25 protein-coding genes are annotated in these 24951 nt (G+C 69.6%); 9 read left to right on the forward strand and 16 right to left on the reverse strand.

Annotated elements, in window-relative coordinates:
* Positions 1 to 145: 145 nt before the first annotated feature.
* Positions 146 to 1735, reverse strand: a complete 1590-nt coding sequence (gene serA / locus ACGFJ2_RS14240; protein ID WP_357950263.1) for a phosphoglycerate dehydrogenase — start codon at positions 1733 to 1735, stop codon at positions 146 to 148.
* Between the two features lie 238 nt (positions 1736 to 1973).
* Between serA and ACGFJ2_RS14245 the strand changes: the two genes are divergently transcribed.
* Positions 1974 to 2828: a hypothetical protein gene (locus ACGFJ2_RS14245; protein ID WP_358428958.1), complete on the forward strand. Its 855-nt coding sequence runs from the start codon at positions 1974 to 1976 to the stop codon at positions 2826 to 2828.
* A 161-nt stretch (positions 2829 to 2989) separates the two neighbouring features.
* Here ACGFJ2_RS14245 and ACGFJ2_RS14250 read toward each other — a convergent pair whose 3' ends face one another.
* Genes ACGFJ2_RS14250 through ACGFJ2_RS14260 form a run of 3 tightly spaced genes read right to left on the reverse strand, consistent with a single transcriptional unit; the run spans position 2990 to position 6734 of the window.
* A complete protein-coding gene (locus ACGFJ2_RS14250; protein ID WP_393468027.1) occupies positions 2990 to 5548 on the reverse strand; it encodes an FtsX-like permease family protein in 2559 nt (852 codons plus the stop codon).
* On the reverse strand, positions 5545 to 6225 hold the full coding sequence (locus ACGFJ2_RS14255) for an ABC transporter ATP-binding protein (RefSeq protein WP_393468030.1): 681 nt from the start codon (positions 6223 to 6225) through the stop codon (positions 5545 to 5547). The genes ACGFJ2_RS14250 and ACGFJ2_RS14255 overlap by 4 nt, the downstream gene beginning before the upstream one ends.
* A complete protein-coding gene (locus ACGFJ2_RS14260; RefSeq protein ID WP_357950251.1) occupies positions 6222 to 6734 on the reverse strand; it encodes a PadR family transcriptional regulator in 513 nt (170 codons plus the stop codon). Before ACGFJ2_RS14260 ends, ACGFJ2_RS14255 begins: the two co-directional genes overlap by 4 nt.
* A gap of 88 nt (positions 6735 to 6822) precedes the next feature.
* Between ACGFJ2_RS14260 and ACGFJ2_RS14265 the strand changes: the two genes are divergently transcribed.
* The 4 genes from ACGFJ2_RS14265 (at position 6823) to ACGFJ2_RS14280 (ending at position 10649) form a co-directional block, all read left to right on the forward strand.
* Positions 6823 to 7371: a DUF1707 and FHA domain-containing protein gene (locus ACGFJ2_RS14265; protein WP_357950249.1), complete on the forward strand. Its 549-nt coding sequence runs from the start codon at positions 6823 to 6825 to the stop codon at positions 7369 to 7371.
* Between the two features lie 138 nt (positions 7372 to 7509).
* Positions 7510 to 9054: a D-alanyl-D-alanine carboxypeptidase/D-alanyl-D-alanine-endopeptidase gene (gene dacB, locus ACGFJ2_RS14270; protein WP_393468034.1), complete on the forward strand. Its 1545-nt coding sequence runs from the start codon at positions 7510 to 7512 to the stop codon at positions 9052 to 9054.
* Positions 9055 to 9275: 221 nt separating this feature from the next.
* Entirely contained in the window at positions 9276 to 10055 is a 780-nt protein-coding gene (locus tag ACGFJ2_RS14275; RefSeq protein WP_393468037.1) for a CAP domain-containing protein, read from the forward strand.
* 195 nt (positions 10056 to 10250) lie between these two features.
* Positions 10251 to 10649, forward strand: a complete 399-nt coding sequence (locus tag ACGFJ2_RS14280) for a hypothetical protein (protein ID WP_393468040.1) — start codon at positions 10251 to 10253, stop codon at positions 10647 to 10649.
* Positions 10650 to 10663: 14 nt separating this feature from the next.
* Here ACGFJ2_RS14280 and ACGFJ2_RS14285 read toward each other — a convergent pair whose 3' ends face one another.
* The 4 genes from ACGFJ2_RS14285 to ACGFJ2_RS14300 are packed head-to-tail and all read right to left on the reverse strand — an operon-like array spanning position 10664 to position 13987.
* On the reverse strand, positions 10664 to 11443 hold the full coding sequence (locus tag ACGFJ2_RS14285; protein ID WP_357950241.1) for an ABC transporter permease subunit: 780 nt from the start codon (positions 11441 to 11443) through the stop codon (positions 10664 to 10666).
* The gene (locus ACGFJ2_RS14290; RefSeq protein WP_393468043.1) at positions 11440 to 12198 is read right to left on the reverse strand and encodes an ABC transporter permease; all 759 of its coding nucleotides are present in this window, start codon (positions 12196 to 12198) and stop codon (positions 11440 to 11442) included. Before ACGFJ2_RS14290 ends, ACGFJ2_RS14285 begins: the two co-directional genes overlap by 4 nt.
* Positions 12195 to 12947, reverse strand: a complete 753-nt coding sequence (locus ACGFJ2_RS14295; protein ID WP_357950235.1) for an ABC transporter ATP-binding protein — start codon at positions 12945 to 12947, stop codon at positions 12195 to 12197. The genes ACGFJ2_RS14290 and ACGFJ2_RS14295 overlap by 4 nt, the downstream gene beginning before the upstream one ends.
* Positions 12944 to 13987, reverse strand: coding sequence for an ABC transporter substrate-binding protein (locus tag ACGFJ2_RS14300; RefSeq protein WP_357950232.1), 1044 nt, complete (start codon positions 13985 to 13987; stop codon positions 12944 to 12946). The genes ACGFJ2_RS14295 and ACGFJ2_RS14300 overlap by 4 nt, the downstream gene beginning before the upstream one ends.
* Positions 13988 to 14205: 218 nt before the next feature.
* On the opposite strand from ACGFJ2_RS14300, the gene ACGFJ2_RS14305 reads away from it, so the two are divergent.
* Positions 14206 to 15387 (forward strand): amidohydrolase family protein, encoded by a 1182-nt coding sequence (locus ACGFJ2_RS14305; RefSeq protein ID WP_393468046.1) that lies wholly within the window; start codon positions 14206 to 14208, stop codon positions 15385 to 15387.
* A gap of 3 nt (positions 15388 to 15390) precedes the next feature.
* On the opposite strand, the gene ACGFJ2_RS14310 is transcribed toward ACGFJ2_RS14305, so the two are convergent.
* Complete coding sequence (locus ACGFJ2_RS14310; protein WP_393468049.1) at positions 15391 to 16527, reverse strand: PucR family transcriptional regulator; 1137 nt, start codon at positions 16525 to 16527, stop codon at positions 15391 to 15393.
* A gap of 88 nt (positions 16528 to 16615) precedes the next feature.
* Here ACGFJ2_RS14310 and ACGFJ2_RS14315 point away from each other — a divergent pair, with 88 nt between their 5' ends.
* Both ACGFJ2_RS14315 and ACGFJ2_RS14320 read left to right on the forward strand, forming a co-directional pair.
* Entirely contained in the window at positions 16616 to 17554 is a 939-nt protein-coding gene (locus tag ACGFJ2_RS14315; protein ID WP_357950226.1) for an adenosine deaminase, read from the forward strand.
* A gap of 131 nt (positions 17555 to 17685) precedes the next feature.
* Entirely contained in the window at positions 17686 to 18276 is a 591-nt protein-coding gene (locus tag ACGFJ2_RS14320) for an O-methyltransferase (RefSeq protein ID WP_393468052.1), read from the forward strand.
* A gap of 4 nt (positions 18277 to 18280) precedes the next feature.
* Here the strand turns inward: ACGFJ2_RS14320 and ACGFJ2_RS14325 are convergent, their stop codons facing one another.
* A complete protein-coding gene (locus tag ACGFJ2_RS14325) occupies positions 18281 to 18838 on the reverse strand; it encodes a peroxiredoxin-like family protein (protein ID WP_393468054.1) in 558 nt (185 codons plus the stop codon).
* 68 nt (positions 18839 to 18906) lie between these two features.
* Here ACGFJ2_RS14325 and ACGFJ2_RS14330 point away from each other — a divergent pair, with 68 nt between their 5' ends.
* Positions 18907 to 19530 (forward strand): TetR/AcrR family transcriptional regulator C-terminal domain-containing protein, encoded by a 624-nt coding sequence (locus ACGFJ2_RS14330; RefSeq protein WP_357950218.1) that lies wholly within the window; start codon positions 18907 to 18909, stop codon positions 19528 to 19530.
* Here the strand turns inward: ACGFJ2_RS14330 and ACGFJ2_RS14335 are convergent.
* The 6 genes from ACGFJ2_RS14335 to ACGFJ2_RS14360 form a co-directional block, all read right to left on the reverse strand.
* The gene (locus ACGFJ2_RS14335; RefSeq protein WP_393468057.1) at positions 19527 to 20702 is read right to left on the reverse strand and encodes a low temperature requirement protein A; all 1176 of its coding nucleotides are present in this window, start codon (positions 20700 to 20702) and stop codon (positions 19527 to 19529) included. The genes ACGFJ2_RS14330 and ACGFJ2_RS14335 overlap by 4 nt on opposite strands.
* Before the next feature lie 106 nt (positions 20703 to 20808).
* A complete protein-coding gene (locus ACGFJ2_RS14340; RefSeq protein WP_358539403.1) occupies positions 20809 to 21021 on the reverse strand; it encodes a hypothetical protein in 213 nt (70 codons plus the stop codon).
* A gap of 160 nt (positions 21022 to 21181) precedes the next feature.
* Positions 21182 to 21418, reverse strand: coding sequence for a hypothetical protein (locus ACGFJ2_RS14345; RefSeq protein WP_393468061.1), 237 nt, complete (start codon positions 21416 to 21418; stop codon positions 21182 to 21184).
* A 133-nt stretch (positions 21419 to 21551) separates the two neighbouring features.
* Positions 21552 to 22535: a ketol-acid reductoisomerase gene (gene ilvC / locus ACGFJ2_RS14350; RefSeq protein WP_357950756.1), complete on the reverse strand. Its 984-nt coding sequence runs from the start codon at positions 22533 to 22535 to the stop codon at positions 21552 to 21554.
* Between the two features lie 22 nt (positions 22536 to 22557).
* On the reverse strand, positions 22558 to 23082 hold the full coding sequence (gene ilvN / locus ACGFJ2_RS14355) for an acetolactate synthase small subunit (RefSeq protein ID WP_225292071.1): 525 nt from the start codon (positions 23080 to 23082) through the stop codon (positions 22558 to 22560).
* Positions 23079 to 24815: an acetolactate synthase large subunit gene (locus ACGFJ2_RS14360; protein ID WP_357950204.1), complete on the reverse strand. Its 1737-nt coding sequence runs from the start codon at positions 24813 to 24815 to the stop codon at positions 23079 to 23081. Before ACGFJ2_RS14360 ends, ilvN begins: the two co-directional genes overlap by 4 nt.
* Positions 24816 to 24951: the final 136 nt, after the last annotated feature.

The following is a 24951-nucleotide window of genomic DNA, read 5'->3' on the forward strand; positions in this document are numbered from 1 at the left end:
ACGAGAACCTGGCGCATCTTCCGAAAGAATACCTGGCGGTAGTTTGGCTGTCTCGTTGGACGTCCTACTATCTCGCATCCTGAGACAGAAAAACGGCTGCCGCGGACGCGACAGCCGTTGATCCTGGAACGCTCTGAAGAAGGGGTCAGTCCTCCAGGTCGACCGAGCGGCCGCTCTCGGCACCGATCTCGGTGCCGATCTGCTCGACCACGTCGGCCGGGATGGCGGAGTCGACCGTCAGCGCGATCAGCGCCTTGCCACCCTTGGCGTCACGGGCCACCTGCATCGAGGCGATGTTGACGCCGTGCTCGCCGAGCAGGCGGCCGACGACGCCGACGATGCCGGGCCGGTCGGTGTAGGTGAAGAACGACAGGTGCGCGGTCGGCTCGATCTCCATCTCGTAGCCGTTGACCTCGACGATCTTCGTGATCTGGCGCGGGCCCGACAGCGTGCCCGAGACCGAGACGCGGCGGCCGTCGGCGAGCACACCGCGCACGGTGACCACGTTGCGCCAGTCGGGGCTGTCGGAGCTGGTCACCAGGTTGACGGAGATCCCGCGGTCCTTGGCCAGGAGCGGCGCGTTCACGTACGTGACCGAGTCCTCGACCACGTCGGCGAAGATGCCCTTGAGCGCGGCCAGCTCGATCACCCGGACGTCCTGCGAGGCGATCTCGCCGCGCACCTCGACGTCGAGCTTCGTGGCGACCTCGCCCGCCAGCGCGGTGAAGACCCGGCCCAGCTTCTCGGCCAGCGGCAGGCCCGGCTTGACGTCCTCGGCGACGGCTCCGCCCTGGACGTTGACCGCGTCGGGCACGAACTCACCGGCGAGGGCGAGCTTGACGCTCCGCGCGACCTGGGTGCCGGCCTTCTCCTGAGCCTCGTGCGTGGAGGCGCCCAGGTGCGGCGTGACGACGACCTGGTCGAGCTCGAACAGCGGGCTGTCGGTGCAGGGCTCCTTGGAGAACACGTCGATGCCCGCCCCGGCGACGCGGCCCTCCTTGATCGCCGAGTAGAGCGCGGCCTCGTCGACGATGCCGCCGCGGGCCACGTTGACGATCCGCACCGACGGCTTGACCTCGTGCAGCTCCTTGTCACCGATCAGCCCGAGCGTCTCCTTGGACTTGGGCAGGTGCACGGTGATGAAGTCGGCCTGCTTGATGACCTCTTCGAGGCTGACCAGCTTGACGCCCATCTGGTCGGCGCGGGCCGGCGGCAGGTAGGGGTCGTAGGCGATCAGCTCGACGCCGAACGGCTGCAGGCGCTGCGCCACGAGCTGACCGATCTTGCCCAGGCCGAGGATGCCGACGACCTTCTCGTCGAGCTCGACACCGGTGTACTTGGACCGCTTCCACTCGCCGTTCTTCAGCGCGGCGTGCGCCTGGGCCGTGTTGCGGGCGCTGGCCAGGATGAGCGCGACGGTCTGCTCGGCGGCGCTGGTGATGTTGGAGGTCGGGGCGTTGACCACCATCACACCGGCCTTGGTGGCCGCCTCGACGTCGACGTTGTCGAGCCCGACGCCGGCCCGCGCGACCACGCGCAGCTTCGGCGCCGCGGCGATGGCCTCGGCGTCGACCTGCGTGGCGGAGCGGACGATGAGCGCGTCCACGTCGGCGAGCGCGGGCAGCAGCTGCGAGCGGTCGGCGCCGTCGGTGTGGCGGACCTCGAAATCGTTGGCGAGTACGGCGAGGCCTGCCTCGGACAGCTCCTCTGCGACCAGTACGACGGGCTTGCTCATGGAAGTGAATCCTTAGGGGCATGCGGGCGGGCGTTGAGGGACACCTCAGAGGGCCCCTCGGACCCCCCGAGTCTATCCGCGCTTGTGAACGTGTTCACGAGTGACCCAGGATCTGAGACAGCGCCTCCGTACCCCGGCTCCCGGAAACTCATCCACACTGCTCCCATCTTTGTCTTGATCGGGGGATTTCTTGGCTATTAGCCTGATAAGCCGTGACCGACTACCTATGGTTCGTCATATGAGCATCGGGAATCCTGCGCTTGCCGACGTGCTCGCCCAGCATGGCAATCCACATCGCCTGCTGGCGGCGCTCGCTGATGGTGGGGTTCTGGTGGCAGTGCGACCAGACCGATCAGTCGTCCTGGGTACGACCCAGGCCGGCGACAGAGTGCTGCTCGGATACACGGGCGCGGCTACGTACGCCCGGCACCGCGGCAGTCACTCCCTCTCCGCCTGCGATCCGGACACGATCCTCGACATCCAGCGCGTCACGGGTGTGCGGGAGATCGTGATCGACGCGGCGGGGCCCGCAGCGGCGGCCGTGCCCATCGACGACCTCCAGCGCTTCCTCGCTTCGACGCGATCGGGGCCTCATCCAGTGCTGTCGGGAGCCGTCCCCGCCGCGTACGCGACGGGCGCGATGGCCACGGTGTCACGGGGAGCCGCGCTCGCCCAGGTGGCGCCGCCCTCGCCGGACGCGCCCGCGCTGCCGTGGATACCGGCGCCGCGACCGCACCTGTCGGGGCCCATGCAGCAGGTCGACCCCGGCTACCGCCGGTGCACGCACCCGATCCTGCCCGCCCTGCGGCGGGCCATCGGGAACCTGCTCATGGACTACCCGCTCGTGCACCACGTCTGGATCTCCGAGGCGCGCACCGCCTCGGGGGCCCCGGGGATCATGCTGCACGTGAAGGTGCACATGTCGGCCGCCGAGGACGTGGTCCGTGACCTGCACCGTGGGGCCCGCGCCCGGCTGCCGCAGTTCGCGGCGAGCGGGGCGCCCATCCTGATGGCCCGGGTGGCGGACTCGCGCAGCGAACGCCGGATGATCGAGATCGGCGCCCACGTGGTCTGCGCCGACGTGATCGACTAGCCACGACCCTGGCGGCCCGAACCCCCGGCGGCCCGAAACCGGCTCGACCTTTGGCGCGGCCGAAACCGGCCCGACCCGTGGCCCGGCTGACACCGGGCCACGGACGCGCATGACCGCGGCCCGCATCGAGCGGACCGCGGTCACGAGCACGCGGGTACGGCTTACGTCAGGCGGCGGGTCAGCTCCAGCCGCGTCCTGGCGAACGCCCAGGCCACCAGCGCCGCCAGCAGGGGCAGTCCCACCGCGAACGCGACGAGGAACAGCCAGGGGATGGAGATCGTCGTGGGCCCGGGAGTGAACCAGCTCGCCCCCTGGACCCCGTTGTGGCGGCTCATCGGCCACGACAGCGCGATTCCGCCCACAACCCCGGCCACGACGCCGACCAGCGCGCCCAGCCCGGCGATGTAACCCGCCTGACCGGCCACCACCAGCCGCCGAACGCCCGGCGGTGCGCCGACCGCCGACATGGTGTTCAGGTCGTGGCGCATGTCGGCCGCGGCGAGCCCGGTGGCCGCGAATGTGCCGCCGAGCACCAGCACCATGGCGGCGCCCAGCAGGATCCAGAACACCTGCGCGAACGAGCCTACCCTGGGACTCTCGACGTAGAGGTCGACCTCGTTCCCGACCACCGAGAGGTACTGTCTCAAGCGGCCCTCACCCGCCGGCGGGTACATGGCGTACAACCGCCGCTCCTTCACCTGCAGTCCGACGGACCGCAGCACCGCCGGTGGAACGACCCCGCCGCCGACCCGCGGATCGGCGGCACTCGCCAGCACGGCGGGAACCTGCTTGGGGCTGATCTTGCCATCCATGCCGTAGGACTTCAGAGTGGCCAGGCCGTCCTTGATCAGCGCTGGATCGAACACCACGATCTTGCCCGCGGCCAGGGCCGCGGCGGCCTGCGGATCCTGACGTCCCTGGATGAACGCGAGCAATCGCGCGTCGCCGACCGGAAGCTCACCTCCGTAGTAGGAGTCCTCGCACCGCCCATCGCAGCGCCGGTCGAGGTCGATCCACGCCTGACGGCCCTGGGAGTCCACCGGACTCGAAGCCGGAAGCAGCTGGGTCTTCGGCAGCTCGCGCTCGAGCGCCGCCCGCAGCCTGGCCCAGCCGCTGTCGTCCAACTTGACGGCTTCGATCTTGATGCTGCCAGTCGGGGCATAGGGATGGTAGGCGGCGTCGTAGGCCGCGTCGGAGCTGGCGAGCCCGGTGCCGAACGCGACCGCCGCCGTGGTCGCCGCCATGACGGCGGCCGTCGCGGAGGCCGTACGGGATCGATGGCGCGAGGCGTCGCGGACCGACAGGCGCAGCGGGAGCGGCAGCCGGGCGGCGAGGCGGCTCGTCCGGCGCACCAGCCACGGCATTAACGCGACCAGCCCCAGCACGACCAGCCCCAAGGCCGCGACGAGCGGCAATTCCTGGCCGCGCGTGCTCAGCCTGACCAGGGCCAGCCAGAGGAGGACCAGTCCGGCCACCACCAGCAGCAGACCGAGCACCGGACGACCCGCGCGGTCGCGGAGTTCGCCTTCACGGCCCGCCAGCACCTGGGCAGGGCTCTGCCGCGCGGCCTGTACGGCGGGCACCAGGGCGGCGATCAGCCCGCTCACCACGCCCAGCGCGGCTACGCCCGCGACGCTCGCCCACGGCACCTCGCGCGGGCCGAGCGAACCGAACAGCCGATCGGCCAGCGGCACCGCCGCCAAGGCGCCTCCGACGCCGAGGGCCGTCCCGGCCAGCGCCGCCGCGCCGCCGAGCACCAGCCCGTCGGCGAGCACGATGGTCCGCAGGTGCGCGCCAGAACCGCCCTGTGCCGCGATCACGGCCAGTTCCCGCCGGCGGCGCCGCAGTCCCACGGCGAACGCGGGCCCGGCCAGCAGGACCGTCTCCATGACGATGAAGACGACGGCGAGCGCGATCGCGAGCAGCTGGTCTCTGTCCGGGGCGCCTTGGGGGACATCGGCGGGCGGATTTTCGATGACGGCTCTGGACTGGACCAGCAACCCTTGGGCGTTCAGTGCCTCCACCCGCGACCAGCCGAACGGCGCGGCGGTGTCGGCGAGCCAGCCGGTGCCGTTGCCGTCGTTCTTGTCCGCCAGGAGCGCACCTTGGAGTCCGACGAACTCCCGCACACCCGGCCAGTTCGGAAACTCGATCACACCGACCACGCGCACCCGCTTGTTCGCGCGGATCACATTGACGGTGTCGCCGACCTTGACTCCCTGCTCTACGACCGCGGGTGTCACTACGGCCTCGCCGGGAGCGGCCGGGAGCCTGCCCTCCGTCAGGCGCCGCATCCCCCGCGTCATCGGGTCCCGCAGGTCCACCTCACTGGCGTCCCCGCCTTGATAGCCGTCCTTGCCCACGAACACCACGGTGCCTTTGTCGTACGGGATGAGCCGGCCGTCGACCAGCGCGGCCACCCTCGCGGTCGTCCACGGCGGGGCCTCGGACGGGTTTCCCCGGCTACTCCAGCTCCTGCCCGAGACGTCCTGCTCGATCCGGCTCTGCCCCGCCGACGAGGTGGCGATCCGCGCGTCCGCGCTGCCCAGCTCGGCGGTCAGTCCCTCCCGCATGTCCACGTGGAGCGTGGCGTACCCCGTGAGCACGCCGGTGATGAGCAGCACCGGCAGGCCGATCATCACCATGATCAGCGCCGTACGTCCCTTGAACCGCAGCGCGTCCCTGCGGGAGATCCGCAGCGCGGCGGCGAAGGCGCTCATCGGGCGCTCTCCAGAGGTACGGCCGTCGAGTCGGCGATCTCCCCGTCGCGCAGGAACACCACGCGGTCGGCCCATCCGGCGTAGCGGGGCTCGTGGGTGACCAGCAGCACCGCCGCGCCCTCGTCGCAGCGCTCCCGCAGCAGTCGCAGGATCTCGTCGCCGCTCGCCGTGTCGAGCGCCCCCGTGGGCTCGTCGGCCAGCACCAGACGCCGCTCGCCGACCAGCGCCCTGGCGATCGCCACGCGCTGCCGCTGCCCGCCGGACAGCTCCCCGGGAAAGCGGTCGGCGACATGGTCCACCCCCACCGAGGCCAGTGCGGCCAGCGCCTCCTCGCGGGCCTGCCGGGAGCGGACGCCGTCGAGCTCCCTCGGCAGCATCACGTTCTCGGCGGCCGTGAGTGACGGGATCAGGTTCAGGTCCTGGAAGACGTACCCGACGCTGCCGCGCCGCAGCGCCGCCAGGTCCGTCACGCCGGCCAGGTCCGTGCCCTCGATCGTCACGCTGCCCGAGGTCGGCCGGTCGAGGCCGCCCGCTAAGTTGAGCAGGGTCGACTTGCCGGAGCCCGACGGGCCCATGACGGCGACCAGCTCGCCGCTGGAGACCTCGAGGCTCACCCCTTTGAGCGCGTGCACCTGACCGTGCACGCGCGTCACCTCGTCCAGTCTCAGCACAGTCATGTGTTCTTCTCCTTGAGTACGGCCTCGCAGTGGTCCAGCCAGCGCTGTTCCGCCTCGGCCTGAAAGATCAATGAATCGAGGACGAGCCGCTGCGCGAGCCCTTCGGTGTTCGCCCGTTTCGCCTTGGTCAGCTCCTGCAGCGCGCGCATGGTGGCGGTGCGCTGGGCCAGGATCACCGCTGGCACGTCGACGTCCCCGGCGGCGACGGCCATGGCGAGTTTGATGACCAGTTCGTCCCGAGGCCGGTCGGTCTGGTCGACGGGGGTGCTGAACCATCGCCCCAGTTCGGCCCGACCGGCCTCGGTGACCGTGTAGACGGCCCTCCCCTGTTCGTCGGCCCCTCCGGGCTCGACGAGGCCGTCACGTTCCATCCGGGCGAGCGTCGTGTAGACCTGGCCGATATTGAGCGGCCAGGTCGCCCCCGTCGACGCCTCGAATTCCACCCGGAGCTGGTAGCCGTAACGCGGCCCCCTGCTCAGCAACGCGAGCAGTCCGTGTCTGATCGACATGGATACTGAGTATGCATACTGAGTATGCTCAACGCAACTGATTCGCATATTCTGGACAGGGAACGCCGTTCAGGCCGATACTCGGGGCATGAGCTCGACGCATCCACCGTTCCGCGCGTCCGACGGGGAACGCGATCGCGCGATCGACGAGCTCCGCGACCGCGCCGTCGAAGGCCGGATCTCCCACGACACCTTCGTCGGCCGGGTGGATCAGGCCCTGCGGGCGCGCAACCGCCACGAGCTCGACGAACTGGTCGCCGATCTGCCCCGCCGCCGGACGTTCCGCCAGCGAGTGACCGACGCGGTGTCGAACGTCTCCGACTTCACCACCCGCCTCCAGGCCGCGTGGCGCCGGCCGCGACTGCCCAGGCTGGCCCTGCCCGACGACCACCGCATGCGCTACGTGGTCGGTCGCGGGTCGGCCTGCGACCTGGTGCTGTCCGATCTGACGGTCTCGCGGGTGCACGCCGAGCTGCGGCGCGAGGACGACGGCGGATGGATGCTGGTCGACCTGGGCTCACTCAACGGCACACGGCTGAACGGTTGGCGACTGGTGGGACCCGCCAAGATCAAGTCGGGCGATGAGGTCTCTTTCGGCGACTGCGGCTTCATGGTGAGCGCCGGCCAGCTCTCCTGAGCACTTTCCCGGGCACGGGCCCGCCTTCGTGACGGCGTGCGTACGGCTGACCCAAGAAATACGGATATTTGCGGATTACAGGCTGCGTGCGCTGCCGCATGATCCCAAGCTAGACCCCCAGTCCTCATTGGAGACCCCATGCGGCGTACTTCAGCATCCCTCGTCGCGGGCGCGCTCGTCGCGGCCCTCGCCTGGGCGTCCAGCCCCTCCTCCCCCGCCGTCGCGCTCGAACCCACGGCGGGCGTCGCGGACCTGACCCAGGACATCAACCAGATACTCGCCGACTCGCGGCTCACGGTCGGGCGGGCCGGCGTGGTCGTCAAGAGCGCGGCCAACGGCGACGAGCTGTACGCCACGGACGCCGGCAAGCTGATGATCCCGGCCTCCAACACCAAGCTGTTCACCTCCGCCGCCGCCGTCGACACGCTCGGCCTGGACTACCGCTTCCCCACCACCGTGCTGAGCGGCGGGCGCAAGCTCGGCTCCGTGCTGACCGGCGACCTGGTCCTGCGCGGCACCGGCGACCCGACGATGCTGGCCGAGGACTACGACGCGCTGGCCGCCAAGGTCGCCGCCTCGGGCGTCAAGCTGGTCGCGGGCAAGCTGGTCGCCGACGACACGTGGTTCGACTCCGTACGGCTCGGCAACGACTGGACCTGGGACGACGAGACGGCCTACTACGCGGCGCAGATCTCCGCGCTGACCGCCTCCCCGGACCGGGACTACGACGCCGGTTCAGTGATCGTCTCCGTGGCGGCCGCCGGCAACGAGGTCAAGGTGTCGACGACGCCCGTGACCGACTACCTGAAGATCGTCAACAAGGCCACCGTGGGCACCACGACCGACGTGCTCATCGAACGGCAGCACTCCACGAACACCGTGGTCATCACCGGCACCGTGGCCGACCCGTACCAGGAGTGGGTGGCCGTGGACGACCCCACCCGCTATGTGGCGTCGCTGTTCCGCAAGTCGCTGGCCAAGCACGGCGTCCGCGTGGCGGGCCCGACCGTCACCGGCGCGGCCCCGTCCGGCGCGACCACGCTGGCCGAGCACCAGTCGATGCCGCTGAGCGAGCTGCTGGTGCCCTTCCTCAAGCTCAGCAACAACATCCACGCCGAGATCCTGACCAAGGCGATGGGCCGCAAGGTCTCCGGCCAGGGCACCTGGGCGGCCGGGCTCAAGGTGAGCACCGACTTCGCCAAGGCCAACGGCGTACAGGTGCTCAACATGCGGGACGGCTCCGGCCTCTCGCGCCGTGACGGCTTCGCCCCGGGCTCGATCGTCCAGCTGCTCAGCGCCGTACGCGCCAAGCCGTGGTTCAAGACCTGGTACGACGCGCTGCCCATCGCGGGCAACGCCGACCGGTTCACCGGTGGCACGCTGCGCAGCCGGATGCGCAACACCGCCGCCGCCAACAACGTGCACGCCAAGACCGGGTCGCTGACCGGCGTCACGTCGCTGTCGGGCTATGTGAACAGCGCGGAGGGCGAGCCGCTGGTGTTCTCCATCATGCTCAACCAGTACCTGTCGGGCTCGCCGAAGGACATCGAGGACAAAATCGCCATCCGGCTCGCCCAGTTCTCGCGGACCGCGCCGGTGGACGCCGTGTCGCAGCTCCGCGCGGCGGATGACAGCGCGACCGGCGACCTCGAGTGCTCCTGGCTCAAGCCCGCCGCCTGCTGACCTCTTTCCACTCCTGGCCGTGCGGCATTTCGTCGCACGGCCCTATTTTTTTTCGCACAAGACGCGCAGGTGACAGAGAAGGTTTACCGAGGTCGATGGGGCAATCGTTACGATTGGGTCACCTGGTACTCCAGATATAGCGGTGTTTTTCGGGACATGGCCGTTGCGGGCACACCAGAATGCGGGATCGACGCCGTATCTAGCAGCACCGGAGGGACAGGATGCGCAGGCAACTCCAGGCACTCGTCTGCCTCGGAAGTCTGGCCGCACTGAGCATCCCCACGCCCGCCGCCCAGGCGGCGACCACGAAGGCTCCGTGCCGGGTCGTGGCCGCCAAGCCGTCCCTGTCCAAGGGCGTGATCGTCGGCTCGGCAAGCAGGATCGGCTGCGACGCCAAGGCCACGCTCAGGGTCCGGATCGTCCGGGACATGGTCGGTCGTCCCGGCCGTACGCTGAAGAGCGGCGCCAAGCTCGTGCTGAACGGCAGGATCAGCGTCCGCGCCGGCTGCGCGGCTCCCGGGCGCTACTACGTCCTGGCCATGGACTACCAGGGCAAGCCGAGCCGGTCACGGCCGGTGGCCCTGTCCTGCGGGACCCGGACGCCGGCGAAGACCGGCACCGCCTCGGCCGCCGAGGACCAGGTCGTCAGCCTCACCAACCAGGCGCGGGCCAAGAAGGGCTGCCGCCCGCTCACCCACGATCCCAAGCTCCACGCGGCGGCCGAGCGGCACTCCGCCGACATGGCCGCCCGCGACTACTTCGACCACGACTCCAAGGACGGCCGGACTCCGGGTGACCGCATATCGACGGCCGGCTTCGCGCCGGTCAGCACCTGGGGCGAGAACATCGCCATGGGCCAGCCGACGGCCGCCGCGGTCGTACGAGCCTGGCTCGACAGCCCCGGACACCGCGCCAACATCATGAACTGCTCCTTCACCCATATCGGCGTCGGCCAGTCCACGAAGGGCCCCTACTGGACCCAGGACTTCGCCGCCCACTAGACCACAGAACCCCACCCAGCCAGGGAGCGTCGGGCCTCCACCAGGCGCGCCACCGCGCCGGTTCCCACCGCAACGCCACGGCGCTCCCATCCGGCGGGCCCGGTCGCGCCTCCCCCCGCACAGCGGACCGCGACCGGGCCCGCACCCTTTTGCGGGGAATGACCCTGTACGGGGCAACCGAACTGTGGGGATCTCATGCACTGGCACGCGTACACGTGGATGGGCAGCGGCGAGGAGCGGGAAAGGGAGGACGAGCGGCGTCCGGGTTCGCCCGACTTCGCCGGTTCACTCCTTCCGCCGATGCGTACCGGCGACTGGCTGGCCCGACCGGCCTCCCGGATCCGCGCCAGCTTCGACGACCCGGGGCGGGCGGTGGAGTGGCTGGCCACGCAGTACGCGCAGATCAGGGGTGCGTTCCCGCGCCCGGACCGCGTCGGGCTGACGGCCCGGCTCGACGGCGCCGCCGACGCGCTACCCCGTGGGGTGGACGTGCAGTGGGGTGAGTGGCTGACCGGGGGCAGGTTCGCCACGATCAGCGTGATCTGCTGCCCGAACCGGCACGTCACGCACCCCTGCCCCATCCGCCGCCCCTGACTCGCGGGCGCGGGTCAGTCCCGGTTGTCCGAGAAGCGGGCCAGGACCAGGGATTCGACGACGCCCACGACCGCGTACGCCAGGATCGACACGGCGGTGACCACCACGATGTCCGCCCACACCTCGTCATACCGGAACCCGCCGATGGCCCGCAGGATCCCGGCGCCGATCCCCTGCCCGGTCGCCAGCCATTCGGCGATGAGCGCGCCGATGATCGAGGCGGGCACGGAGATCCGCATGGAGGCGAACACCGAGGGCATCGCCGTCGGCACGGCCACCTTGCGCAGCACGGTCAGCCGCCCGCCCCCGTACGCCATGATCAGGTCGGTGGCCTGCGGTGAGGCGGAGCGCAGCCCGAAGGCGACGTTGACCAGGGCGGGGAAGAACACCACGATGCCGCCGATGACCGCGACGCCGAGGAGCTCGCGGCCGAAGACGAGCGTGATCAGCGGCGTCATCACCACGAGCGGCACCGAGCGCAGCAGCATCGCGACCGGCATGAACGTCTGCTCGACGGTCCTGAACAGCACGAACGCCATCGCCACGACCACCGCCGCGACCATCCCGCTGACGAAGCCGATGGCCGCGTCCCTGATCGTGATGCCCAGGGCGGCGAAGACCGCGTCGCGATGGGCCGGGGACGAGCCGAACAGGTACTCCCAGACCTGCGGGGGCCGCTTGCCCACCAGCGGGCTGATGCCGAACGCCTCCAGGGACAGCCACCAGAGGGCCACCACGATGACCACGGAGGGCAGCAGCGGGCCGACGACGCGCAACACGATGCGGCCGATCATGAGGAGGACCTCGCTCTGCCGTACGACCAGGGTGTCACCACGCGGGCGACCAGCGCGACGATCGCGTAGCCGAGGCCCGCGACCAGGCCGGCCACGAGCGCCAGCCCCCACGTGCGCGGGACCTGGAACTGCTGCTGGGAGATCATCAGGGAGACGCCGAGGCCCTGGTCGTTGCTGCCGAGGTATTCACCGATGATCGCGCCGAGCAGCGCGCCGGGGGCGGAGATCTTCAGTCCGGCGAACGTGCTCGGCAGCGCCGCGATGACCTGGACGTGCCGCAGCTTGGCCAGGCGGCCGCCGCCGTACACCGCGATGAGGTCGAGGCTGGTCCGGTCGGCGGAGCGCAGCCCGAGCAGCGCGCCGATGAGCGTGGTGAAGAAGACGGAGACGGCCGCCAGGAACACCACGGCGGCCTCACCGCCGAAGACGACCAGGACGATCGGGCCGATGGCCAGCAGCGGGATGCAGTAGCTGATCACCGCGAGCTGGGTCGCCACCGCCTCCAGGCGCGGGACGAGCAGGACGATCAGCGCCACGCCGATGGCCAGGCCGTTGCCCCACAGGAAGCCCTGGAGCGCGGCGCTGACGGTGGCGGTCGTGTTGGGGCCGTAGAAGCCCCAGCCGTCGTGGCCCATCCCGGCCAGGACCGCCCACGGCGTCGGGACCGCGCCGCCGTCGGCGAAGACCGTCACGGCGAGCAGCCACCACAGGGCGATCAGGGCGACGACGCCGAGCAGGCCGTGGATCCGCTTCACGAGCCGTGCCCGAACAGCAGGTCGCTGAGGTGGTCGTGGATGGCGTGGAACTCCGGTGTACGCATCATCTCGGGCACCCGGGGGCGCGGCAGGTCGATCGGGACCACCTCTTCGATGCGGCCAGGACGCGGGCTCATGACGGCCACCACGTCCGACAGGAAGATCGCCTCGCCGATGCCGTGGGTGACCATCAGCGTGGTGGCGGGCTTCTCGGTCCAGATGCGCAGAAGTTCCAGGTTGAGCCGCTGGCGGGTCATGTCGTCCAGCGCGCCGAACGGCTCGTCGAGCAGCAGCACGCTGGGCTTGACCACCAGCGCGCGGGCGATCGACACGCGCTGCCGCATGCCGCCCGACAGCTCGGCGGGCCGCGCCTTCTCGAAGCCCTGCAGACCGACCAGCTTGATCAGGTCGTCGATCACGCCGGGCTCCGGCTTGATCCCCGCGACCTCCAGCGGCAGCCGGATGTTGGCCGCGACGCTGCGCCAGGCCAGCAGCGCCGAGTCCTGGAAGGCGATGCCGAGGTGGTGGCTCCTGCGGAGCTCCTCGGGGGTCTCGCCGTTCACCCGGATCTCGCCGGTGGTGGGCTTCTCGAGCCCGGCCAGGATGCGCAGCACGGTCGACTTGCCGCAGCCCGAGGGGCCGAGCAGGGACAGGAAGGAGCCCTTCGGCGTCTCCAGGTCGACGTGCTCGACAGCGGTCAGCCCGCTGCCGAACGTCTTGCTCAGCCCCGTGATGCCGATGCCGGTCATGAGAGCTTGAGGCTCGCGTCGGCCTTGTAGATCTCGTCCAGGATCGACAGGTCGAAGAGGTTCTCGGCCTTGACGGTCAGCCCGGCCTTGGCGAGGGAGGCGATGTTCTGCTCGATCAGCTCGGAGGTCATCGTGAACAGGCCGTTGGCCTTGGCGTCGGGGGTGACGACGAGGTCGTTCTGCATCTTGGCCTCCTCGGTCTGCTCGGCGACGTCGAGGTTCTGATCCTTGCCGTACGTCTTCGCGGCCAGTTCGGCGGCCTTGGCCGGGTCCGCGACGGCGTCCTTCCAGCCCTTGATCTCCGCCGTGAGGAACGCCTTGAGCTTGTCGCGCTCCTTGTCGATCGTCTCCTGCGTCACCGTGAACGTCTCGGCGACCAGCGGCAGGCCGTGGTCGGCGAACAGCATGTGCGCCGCGTCCACGCCCTGCATCTTCAGCCGCACCGGGCCGCTGGTGACGAAGCCGACATAGCCATCGAGCTGGCCGGAGGTCAGCATCGACGGGTCGGACTGGAACGGCACCCGCGTCACGCTCGACGGGTCGATGCCGTTGGACTTGAGCAGCGCGTTCCAGACCAGCTCGTTGGAGTCCTGGACGCCGATCTTCTTGCCGGCCAGGTCCTTGGGGTCCTTGATCGGGTTCTTGCCGAGGGAGACGATGGCGAAGGGGTTCTTCTGGAAGGTCGCGCCCACGATCTTGAGCGGCGCGCCCTGGAGCACGGCGGGCGCGGTGATCGTCGGCGTCGACAGGCCGATCCAGCAGCGGCCGGTGGTCAGGCCCGACTCGACCGAGGTGCCGGAGCCGCCGCCCGACAGCAGCTCCACCTGGGAGAACCCGGCGGCCTTGTAGTAGCCCTTGCTGTCGGCGAAGTACTCGCCGGCGAACTCGACGTTCTTCTTCCAGGAGAGCTGGATCTTGACCGCGCCGAACCCGCTTCCGCCCGCGCCGGACGTCCCGCTGTCGCCACAGGCGGCCAGGCCGAGCGCCAGTCCGGCCATTCCCGTCGTCCGCAGGAACGCGCGACGGTCGAGGGTAGCCATAATTCTCCTTGGAAGAGCCGTGAACCTGCAGGTCAGGAAGCTATACACCGATTATTACCATCGTGTGACGAAAAATCGGACATCGCATGGGGTGCGGGGCCCGGATGTGGAAAAGCCCAGCACCGGCGCTTCAGACCCTGTAGGTCCCTACGAGAGCGCTCGGCGAGGTCCGTAGATCCCTCCAGCGGTAGAAGGCGTCCGGTAGCGTTTTTGGTGACATGAAACTGGACGGAATCCCCCTTTGGGACGGCACCGAATTCCGCGGCCCGGTCGAGCTGAGCTGGGAACCGGACCGGATCGGCGAGGTGCGGCCCGCCACGCAGCGGTATGACGAGCTGTGCGTGCTGCCCGGCCTGGTCGACACGCACGTGCACCTGATCGGCTACGCCGGTGCGGGACCGATGCCCGACTTCGCCACCTGGCCGCTCGTCACGACCCGCGACGAGCAGGTGCTGCACGGTGTCGCCCACGCCCAGCGGGCCATGCGCCATGGCGTGACGACCCTGCGCGACCTGGCCGGGGACGAGGCGCAGATCGCGCTGCGCCGGGCCTTCGACGCGGGCGTGCTGCCCGGCCCGCGCGTCCAGGTCCACGGCGTGGTCGGCATGACCGCCGGGCACAACGACCTGTTCGTGCCGCCGGCGATCCCGCAGCGCAAGCCCACCGCCGACGGGCCCGACGAGTGCCGCAAGCTGGTACGCACCTGGGCCCGCGCCGGGATGGACGGCATCAAGCTCACCACCAGCGGCGGCGTGCTGTCGATCGGCGACAAGAACGGCTGGCGCAACTACACGCGCGAGGAGATCAGGGCCGTCGTCGACGAGGCGCACGCGCTCGGCATGCTGGTGGCCTCCCACGCCCACTCCGAGGAGGGCATCCGCGTCGCCGTCGAGGAGCGCGTCGACTCGATCGAGCACGGCACGCTGCTGAGCGCGGATCTCGCCGAGGTGCTCGCGGCCCGCCGCACGCCCGTCGCGCCGACCCTGCTGATCAACGAGGCCATCGCCGAAGGCCGGGTCCCGGTCACCGCGGAGTCGATGGCCAAGGCCGCCGAGCTCGTGGCCACGCGCAACGTGCTGCTCGCCGAGGCGGCGCGGCTGGGTGTCCGCTTCGTTCTGGGCACCGATGCCAACGGGCACCACGTCCAGTTCGGCGACCAGCTCGCCGAGGTGGTCCACATGACCGAGATCCTGGGCATGTCCGCCTCGGAGGCGCTGCGCGCGGCCACCTCGGATGCCGCCGACTCGATCGGCGTGCCGGTGGGCCGGATCGAGCCCGGACTCGGGGCCGACTTCATCGTGCTGCGCGGGCGCCCGTGGGAACGGATCGCGGACCTGGCCGTGGAGAACATCATCGCCGTGGTCTCACGAGGACGCCTGGTCGCGGGCGAGCTGCCCTGACCGCTATCCGTCGGACGACTGCCCTGATCTGAGGGCCAGATAGAGGTCCGTACGGTCGCGCATCGACGACATCCGCCGCCCGGTCAGCTCCTCGATCCGCTGCATGCGGTAGCGCAACGTGTTGACGTGCACATACAGCTCGTCGGCCGTCCGCTGCCAGGAGCCGCACGTCTCCAGGAAGACGTCGAGCGTGCGCAGCAACTCGGAGCCGTGCCGCGCGTCGTACTCGATGATCGGCCCGAGCAGGTGCTCCCGGAACGAGCGCCGCACGCTCACGGGCAGCTGGGCCAGCAGGAGTTCGTGGCTGTCCACGTCGGCGACCGACATGACCGACACCGGCCCCTCGCCGTAGCGGGCCGACTCCATGCCCCGCCGCGCGGACTCCAGCGCCTCGCCGAGCTGCGACACGCTGGCGGTCGCGTCGCTGATCCCGGCCGCCACCCGCATCCCCGGCCGGTTGGTCACCAGCGCGCGCAACTCGTCGGTCAGCGCCTGGCGCGACACCTTGCCGTTGACCAGCACGATCCCCTCGTCGGACCGCCCGCCGACGACCAGCTGCCGCCCTCTCCTGGCCAGCGCGTACATGATCGCGGGCACGTCGTCGTCCTCCGACCCGCCGGTCCTGGCCACCACCATGGCCGTGGTCGGCTGCCCTGGATCGGCGCCGAGCAGCCGCAGGTGGGCCGACACCTCACCGGGCGCGATCCGCTGCGTGCCCAGCAGGTCGAGCAGCGTCTGCGCACGGGCCCGCTCGTCCCTGCGCCGCTCGGCCGCGAACGCCTCCTCGATCACCACCTCGGTGATCGCGCCGAACGACTGGTCGGGCGCGGCCAGGAGCAGCGGCAACCGGCGGCGCTCGCACGCCTTGACCAGCGCTTCCGGCAGCTCCCCCAGCACGACCAGCCCGACGATCAACCCGGCGGCGTCGCTCGTCCACAGCGCGTCGGCGAACGTCTCGCAGTCGGACGGCTGGGTGTACCAGACCCCGCTGGTCAGGACGAGGTCGCCGGGGCGCAGGTAGCGTCGTGGGTCGGGCAGATCCGTCGGATAGGCTCGCCCCACCTCCCTGCCGAGCCCGTCATGTCCGGTCACCGGCACGAGACTCAGGTCTTCGCGCGCCACCAGATCCGCCAGCCTCATGAATGTGATGTTATGCCAGGTCATCGGGCGAGAGTTCGGAGGTTCGCACGATACCGTGGCCGGCGTCTTGTCAGGTTTACTCGATCACATGCGTCCCAAAGCCGAACTCCATCTGCACATCGAAGGCACCCTCGAACCCGAGCTCGTCGTCGAGCTGGCCAGGCGCAACGGGATCGAGCTGCCGACCTTCGACGCGGAGGCCATCAGGGCGCGCTACGACTTCGCCGATCTCCAGTCGTTCCTGGACATCTACTACGAGAACATGGCGGTCCTTCGCACCGACCGGGACTTCTACGACCTCGCCACCGCCTACCTGGGGCGGGCCCGGGCGCAGGGCGTACGGCATGCCGAGATCTTCTTTGACCCGCAGGCGCATCTGAGCAGGGGCGTGTCGCTGGAGGCGGTGTTCGGCGGGCTGTCGGCCGCCCTCAAGGACAGCGACGTCTCGGCGGCCCTGATCATGTGCTTCCTGCGTGACCGGGGGGCTGAGGAGGCCGAGCAGGTGCTGCGGGCCGCGTTGCCGTACCGGGACCACTTCATCGGCGTCGGGCTGGACTCGGCGGAGGTCGGTCATCCGCCGGCGCTGTTCCGCCGGGTGTTCGACATGGCGGCCGCGGAGGGCCTGCGCCGGGTCGCGCACGCCGGCGAGGAGGGCGGCCCGGACTACGTGTGGGAGGCCCTGGACGTGCTCAAGGTGGAGCGGGTGGACCACGGCATCCGCGCCATGGAGGACCCCTCGCTGGTCGCCCGCCTGCGAGAGGAGCGGATCCCGCTGACGGTGTGCCCGCTGTCGAACGTCCGGCTGCGCACGGTGCCGTCGCTGCGGGACCACATCCTGCCCGCGATGCTGGACGAGGGCCTGATGGTGACCGTCAACTCCGATGATCCGGCGTACTTCGGCGGCTACGTCGAGGACAACTACCGGGCGCTGCGCGACGAGCTGGGCATGACGGAGACGCAGCTGGATGAGATCGCCCGCAACTCCTTCGCGGCATCGTTCGTCGAGGTTCCGTCAGCCGGTCAATAAGGCGAACTGCGCATCCGCAAGGGCCTCGCCTCGCTGGACGAACTGATGTGCTCGGGGACCCGAAACCGCGGGGCGGATGACGGCGCCGGACGAGCTGACTCTAGGTTCGGTAGGAGAAGGAAGGAGCGCAGGTGAACACATCCTTGGCCGACTACCTCGACAGCCTCTACCAGCTGGGCCGCGACCACGACGCGCCCCTGGCCGACCGGCTGCTGCGGCTGCGCAACATGACCCCGGGCGCGGCGGGTCTCGTCGCGCTGCTGATCCGCGTCCAGGGGAGCCGGCGGGTGCTGGAGATCGGTACGTCCAACGGCTATTCGGCCATCTGGTTCGGCGACGCCGTACGGGACACCGGCGGGCATCTGGAGACGGTGGAGATCGACGCCTCACGGGTCGCCCAGGCGCGGTCCAACATCGCGGCGGCCGAGGTGGCCGACCACGTGACCGTGATCCACGCGGATGGCGGGGAGGTGCTGGCGGCCAGTCCGGACGGGTCGGTCGACCTGGTGGTGCTCGACGCGGAACGGCCCGCGTACGTGGGTTACTGGCCGCAGTTGCAGCGGGTGCTCACCCCTCGGGGTGTCGTCGCGGTGGACAACGCGCTCAGCCATCAGGAGCAGGTGGCGGCCTTTCGTGACCTGGTGACGGCGGACGGACGGTTCGCCGTACAGCTCCACGAGGTCGGCGACGGGGTGCTCACGGTGGTGCGGCTGCCGTCTTGAGAAGCTATTTCTGGACGGGTTTCGGCGCGTGGGACGCCAGGTCGATGATCTCGTCGACCGACCACTGGTCGTAGGCGTGCTCGCCGTACTTGGCGGCGAGCACCCGGCCATCCCGCCCGATCAGGAAATCGGCGGGCAGGCCCAGCCGACCGCCGTGCGGCTTGGCCGCCGGGCCGCGTTCGCGACCCCGCAGGACCCGCCACGTGGTCACGGCGACCACGCGGAGGATCGTTCCCCACACGCGCGGGTCGAGCAGCGAACGGGCCGCCGACTCCACGCCGAACTCGACGTACAGCAGCTTGTCCGGGTCGGCGATCACCGGGAACGGCAGATCGGGCGTGTGCTCGGCCAGCTCTTCTGCCGGTGAGTGGAAGACCACGACCTCGCGGACGCCCGCCGCCTCGATCTCGTCGTGCCTGCGCACGATGGACCGCAGGTGCAGGTTGCAGACCGGGCACCCGGCGAACCGCCGGAACTGCAGGTGGACCAGCCGCTCCGGGTCAGGGATGGCGACCGACTCACCGGACACCGCGCTCAGCTCTCTGGCAGCGACGACGCGCATGTGAACCCCCTATAGGCGTACGGCATACGCTTACGATGATAGGCGTATGCCGTACGCTGTCAACTGTCATGCCGCGACCCCGTTCACTCACTCCCGACCAGCTGGCCACGGCCGCCCTCGCCGTCATCGACCGCGACGGACTCGCCGGGCTGTCGATGCGCGCGGTCGCGCAGGAGATCGGCATGAGCACCATGGGCCTCTACCGCTACGTCGACGACCGCGGCGAGCTCGAACAACTCGTCATCGACCGCGTCCTCGACACCGTCGACACCATGCCGCCCGACAAGGACCGGACCTGGCACGAGCGAATCGAGATCATGGTCGAGCGGCTGCGCGACGTCGTGGGCTCCCACCCGTGGCTCGTGCCGCTGATCATCGCCCATCGGCACCGGTCGGTGGCCATACTGCGCTGGTCAGAGCCCTTGGCCGCCATCCTCGCCGAGGCCGGGCTGGACGGACGCGAGCGGGTGATCGCGCTGCGCTCCCTGCTCGCGTACGTGGTGGGGGCGATCCAGCTCGAACAGCTCGGACCGCTGGCCGGAGCGGGCACCCAGGTCATCGCGGACCGAGCCGAGCTCCCCTACCTGTCCGAGACCGCCAGGCACGCCCACGACGTCACCACGGACGAGGAGTTCCGGGGCGGGCTCGCGCTCCTGCTGCGCGGCATGGGCGGGGGCACGCACATGCGCTAGGGGAGCGGCCTGCGCCCCTCGCGCGCGAGTGTCGTCACGAGCAGGAGTACGAGCACCGCGGCGATGACGGTGAGTCCCGCGGCCACCCCGATGCTGGGCGCCGCGAACACGGCGAGCACCACGAGCACCGCCGCCACGCCGATCGCCTCCGGCCGCACGACGGTCCTGCTCACCAAGGGGGCATGCAGCGCCCACAGCAGGACGAGCATGACGACGACCGGGATCGCGACCGAGGCCACCACGGCCTTCGCACCCGCCGCGATGTGGTGCTCCCCCTCCCCTGCCGACGCCACCGCGACCTCGAGACCCGCGCCGAGCGCGGCCAGCGCCGCGAAGATCAGATAGTGCCCGTATCCCCAGACGAAGGACTGTTCCCGTCGCTCCTCAAGCCCGTCGCCGGCCGGCTCGGAGAAGTAGATCCACCACAGCGCGAAAAGGATGACCAGGCCGGTCATCGCGATGACGACGAGTTCGACGCTCAGCCCGTGGGCGACCGCGCCCTGCACCGCGTTCGTCGCCGCGAGCACGCTCTCGCCGAGCAGGATGATGGTGAACAGCCCGTAGCGCTCGGCGATGTGGTGCGGGTGCCAGCTCGTCGAGCCCGTACGCTCCGCGATCGGCGGCACCGCGAGGTCGAGGACCGCGCACACGATGAACAACCAGACCGGCCCGCCCCCCGGCAGCGCGAGCTTGGACACCCAGAGCACCTGAACGAACGAGATGCCGATCGCGTAGCGCAGCGCCGTCGCCCGTCCCTCGGGGTGCGCGACCGCCGCGCGCAGCCACAGGCTGACGAGCCCGACGCGCATGACGAGGTAGCCGATCGTCACGACGGTGAAGTCGCCCTCGAACGCCGCGGGCACCCCGGCCGCGAGCACCAGCACGCCGGCCATCTGCAGGAGCGTCATGACGCGGTACGGCACGTCATCGGTGTCGTACGCGGAGGCGAACCAGGTGAAGTTCATCCACGCCCACCAGATGGCGAAGAAGACCATGAGGAAGGGCCCGACCGCTTCGAGGCCGTGCCCCTGCTCGGTGGCGTGGGCGAGCCGGCCCACGATCTGCGACGCCGCGGCGACGAAGGTGAGATCGAAGAGCAGCTCGAGCGGGCTCGAGACACGATGCGGCTCTGTCAGATCGCGAGCGGCCATGCGGGTCCGGAGCGGCGACATGTGCCTACCCTATTGACCTGCGCCTGCCTTGCTGACAGGCGCCTGCCTTGCCGACCGGCGGCGAACGAGTGCCGGTCCCCGGCGAGCAGGGGACCGGCACTCGGGCCTACTTGAGCCAGAGGACCCAGGCGCCGGGTATCTCGGTGCACTTGTACGCGTTGAAGTTCTCACGCACATACTGCTGGCCTGCGTCGACACACTTCTTCTTAGTGGGGAACTGCCCGTAGGACACCCAGTCGGCCGCTTGTGCGGGCAAGCCGAGTCCGACGACCGCCAGGACGGCGATTCCCGCGCCCGCTATTGCAGTCCGTACACGCATTCTTGACTCCCTTTCACCACTGGGGCAATGCACGAAGATCATCCCAGGGGCGAACGAGCCGAGTGAGCGGCAAGACATATCAAGTGATCTAGTCAATCTCGGCAGCTATCGCCCTTGCGGCCGCCCTCTCCCGCATGACACAAAGAAAGGTCCGGCGCGTCTACTTCAGGACCCAGAGCGCCCAGAACGGGCTGTCCCAATCGCAGTCCCAGTATTCGTGGTCCCCGGAGTACTTGTAGCCTGCTTTCTCGCACTCCGCGAGGGTTCTGTGGATGCTCCTGATGTAGCCGACCTTGGTCGTCGCGACATCCGCGCTCGCGGACACGCTGGTGCAGAGTGTCGCCGCCATAGTCAGGGCGGCCGCTGAGACCACCACGCTCATGACCTTGTTCCGCATGGAGAACCCGCCTTCGCTCGGTTATGCGAAGAGCGTCGCAGAGAAGGCTTCCGTAACTCTTCTCACCGACTTCCGGCCAAGCACAGGCCGAGCCCGTGGCGCCAGCGCGCCACGGGCTCGGAAAGCGAGCTTGTCAGGCCTTGAGCCAGCTCATCATCGGGCGCAGCTTGGCGCCGGTCTTCTCGATCGGGTTCTCGGCCAGCTCCTCGCGGTGACGCGTGAACTCCTTCTGACCGCCGTCGAACTCCTCCACCAGCTGCCGGGCGAAGGTGCCGTCCTGGATCTCGCCCAGGATGCGGCGCATCTCGGCGCGGGTCTCGTCGGTGATGACGCGCGGGCCACGGGTGTAGCCGCCGTACTCCGCCGTGTCGGAGACGGACCAGTACATCTTGGAGATGCCGCCCTCGTACATGAGGTCGACGATCAGCTTCATCTCGTGCAGGCACTCGAAGTAGGCGACCTCGGGCTGGTAGCCGGCCTCGATCAGCGTCTCGAACCCGGCCTTGATGAGCTCCGACACGCCGCCGCACAGCACGGCCTGCTCACCGAACAGGTCGGTCTCGGTCTCCTCGGTGAAGGTGGTGCGCAGCGCCCCGGCCCGGGTGCCACCGATGCCCTTGGCGTACGACAGAGCCAGGTCCAGCGCCTTGCCCGAGGCGTCCTTCTCCACCGCCACGAGAACCGGCACGCCGCGCCCGGCCTCGAACTGACGGCGCACCAGGTGACCGGGACCCTTGGGGGCGACCATGCAGACGTCGACGCCCTCGGGGGCCTCGATGAGGCCGTAGCGGATGTTCAGGCCGTGGCCGAAGAACAGCGCGTCACCCTCGACGAGGTTCGGCGCGACATGCTCGGCGTACAGGTGGCGCTGGATGTGGTCCGGCGCCAGGATCATCGTGAGGTTGGCCTCCTCGACCGCCTCCGAAGGCGTCAGGACACGCAGACCGTCGTTCTCGGCCTTCTCCCGGCTCTTGGAGCCCTCCGGCAGGCCGACGCGCACGTCGACACCCGAGTCACGCAGGGAGAGCGCGTGGGCGTGGCCCTGGCTGCCGTACCCCAGCACGGCCACGTGACGCCCCTGGATGATCGAGAGGTCGGCCTGGTCGTCGTAGTAAATCTCGGTCACTTGCATAAACCTTTCAGGCGGTACGGTCCAGTGCCCTGAGGGACCGGTCGGTGATGGAACGGGCGCCGCGGCCGATGGCCACCATGCCCGATTGGACGAGCTCCTTGATCCCGAACGGTTCGAGCACCTTGACGAAGGCCTCGAGCTTGTCCGGAGTGCCGGTGACCTCGATGGTCACGGCGTCGGCCGCCACGTCGATGCAGCGGGCGCGGAAGAGCTGGACGAGCTCCAGCACGTGCGAGCGGCTGTCGGCGTCGGCCTTGACCTTGACCAGCATGAGCTCGCGCTGCACGGACTGGGTCGGGTCGAGCTCGACGATCTTGAGGACGTTCACCAGCTTGTTGAGCTGCTTGGTGACCTGCTCCAGCGGCAGCTCCTCGACGCTCACGACGATGGTCATGCGTGAGATGTCGTCGTGCTCGGTCTGCCCGACGGCCAGCGAGTCGATGTTGAAGCCGCGCCTGCTGAACAGCGCGGACACGCGCGCGAGGACGCCCGGCTTGTTCTCGACAAGCACAGAAAGCGTATGCCTGCTCATTCTTCGCTCTCCCACTTCGGCGCCATGTCACGGGCGATCTTGATGCTGTCGTTGCTCGTGCCCGCCGCGACCATCGGCCAGACCATCGCGTCCTGGTGGACCACGAAGTCGACCACGACGGGCACGTCGTTGATCTCCATGGCCTTCTTGATGGTCTCGTCGACGTCCTCCGGCCGCTCGCAGCGCAGACCGACACAACCATAGGCTTCCGCCAGCTTGACGAAGTCAGGGATGCGGCGCGTCGTCTGGAGGTTGGTGTTGGAGTAGCGCTCGTCGTAGAAGAGCGTCTGCCATTGGCGGACCATGCCGAGGTTACCGTTGTTGATGACCGCGACCTTGATGGGCACCCCCTCCAGGGCGCAGGTGGCGAGCTCCTGGTTGGTCATCTGGAAGCAGCCGTCGCCGTCGATGGCCCACACCGTGCTGCCCGGCTGCCCCATCTTGGCGCCCATCGCGGCCGGCACGGCGAATCCCATCGTGCCGAGGCCGCCGGAGTTGATGAACGTGCCGGGGTTCTCGTAGTCGATGAACTGCGAGGCCCACATCTGGTGCTGCCCCACGCCCGCCACGTAGTAGGTGTCGGGCCCGGCGATGGCGCTGAGCCGCTCCATGACGTATTGGGGGGCCAGCGACCCGTCCTCGAACTCCTCGTAGCCGAGCGGGTAGGTCTCCTTCATACTGTTGAGCAGCTTCCACCAGGCGGCGTAGTCGCCTTGCTGGCCACTGGCCTCGACGGCGGCGATCAGGTCGGTGATGACCTCCTTGCAGTCGCCCACGATCGGCACGTCCGCGTGGCGGTTCTTGGAGATCTCCGCCGGGTCGATGTCGGCGTGGACGACCTTCGCGTGCGGCGCGAACGTCGAGAGCTGGCCCGTCACCCGGTCGTCGAAGCGCACGCCCAGGCCGATGAGCAGGTCGGACTTCTGCAGCGCGCCGACGGCCGTGACGCTGCCGTGCATGCCCGGCATCCCCATGTGCTGGGGATGGCTGTCGGGGAACGTTCCGCGCGCCATCAGCGTGGTGACGACCGGGATGTTGGCGAGCTCGGCCAGCCTGAGGAGTTCGGGCGAGGCGCCCGCCTTGTGCACGCCGCCGCCCACGTAGAGCACCGGGCGCCTGGCCTCGGCGATCAGCTTCGCGGCCTCGCGGATCTGCTTGGAGTGCGGCCTGGTCACCGGCCGGTAGCCGGGCAGCTGCATGGTCGGCGGCCAGCTGAAGGTGGTGTCGGCCTGCAGCGCGTCCTTGGAGATGTCGACCAGCACCGGACCGGGACGGCCCGTGGAGGCGATGTGGAAGGCCTCCATGATCGTGCGGGGGATGTCCAGCGCATCGGTGACCAGGAAGTTGTGCTTGGTGATCGGCATGGTGATGCCGGAGATGTCGGCTTCCTGGAAGGCGTCCGTGCCGATCGCCGCGCTGGCCACCTGGCCGGTGATCGCCACGATCGGCACCGAGTCCATGTAGGCGTCGGCGATGGGCGTGACCAGGTTCGTCGCACCCGGTCCGCTGGTCGCCATGCAGACCCCGACCCTGCCCGTGGCCTGCGCGTATCCCTCGGCCGCGTGGCCCGCGCCCTGCTCGTGCCGTACGAGCACGTGCCGGACCTTGGTCGAGTCGTACAGGGGATCGTAGGCGGGCAGGATGGCGCCGCCGGGGATCCCGAACACAGTGTCGACTCCCACGTGCTCCAGCGCCCTGACCAGGGCCTGTGCACCTGTCATCCGTTCGGTCATCGGCTCGTTCCTTGCGTGGCTACACCTTAAGGACATAAAAAATGCCCCATCCACCCGAGGGTGGGAGTGGGGCGGCGCGCAGGCTGTAGTGCTTCGCTATCGGCCTGCGCGCCGGCGAAGTACTACGAGGATCTCA

This window comes from Nonomuraea sp. NPDC049028 (assembly GCF_043197735.1).
In the GTDB taxonomy this organism is placed as follows: Bacteria; Actinomycetota; Actinomycetes; order Streptosporangiales; family Streptosporangiaceae; genus Nonomuraea.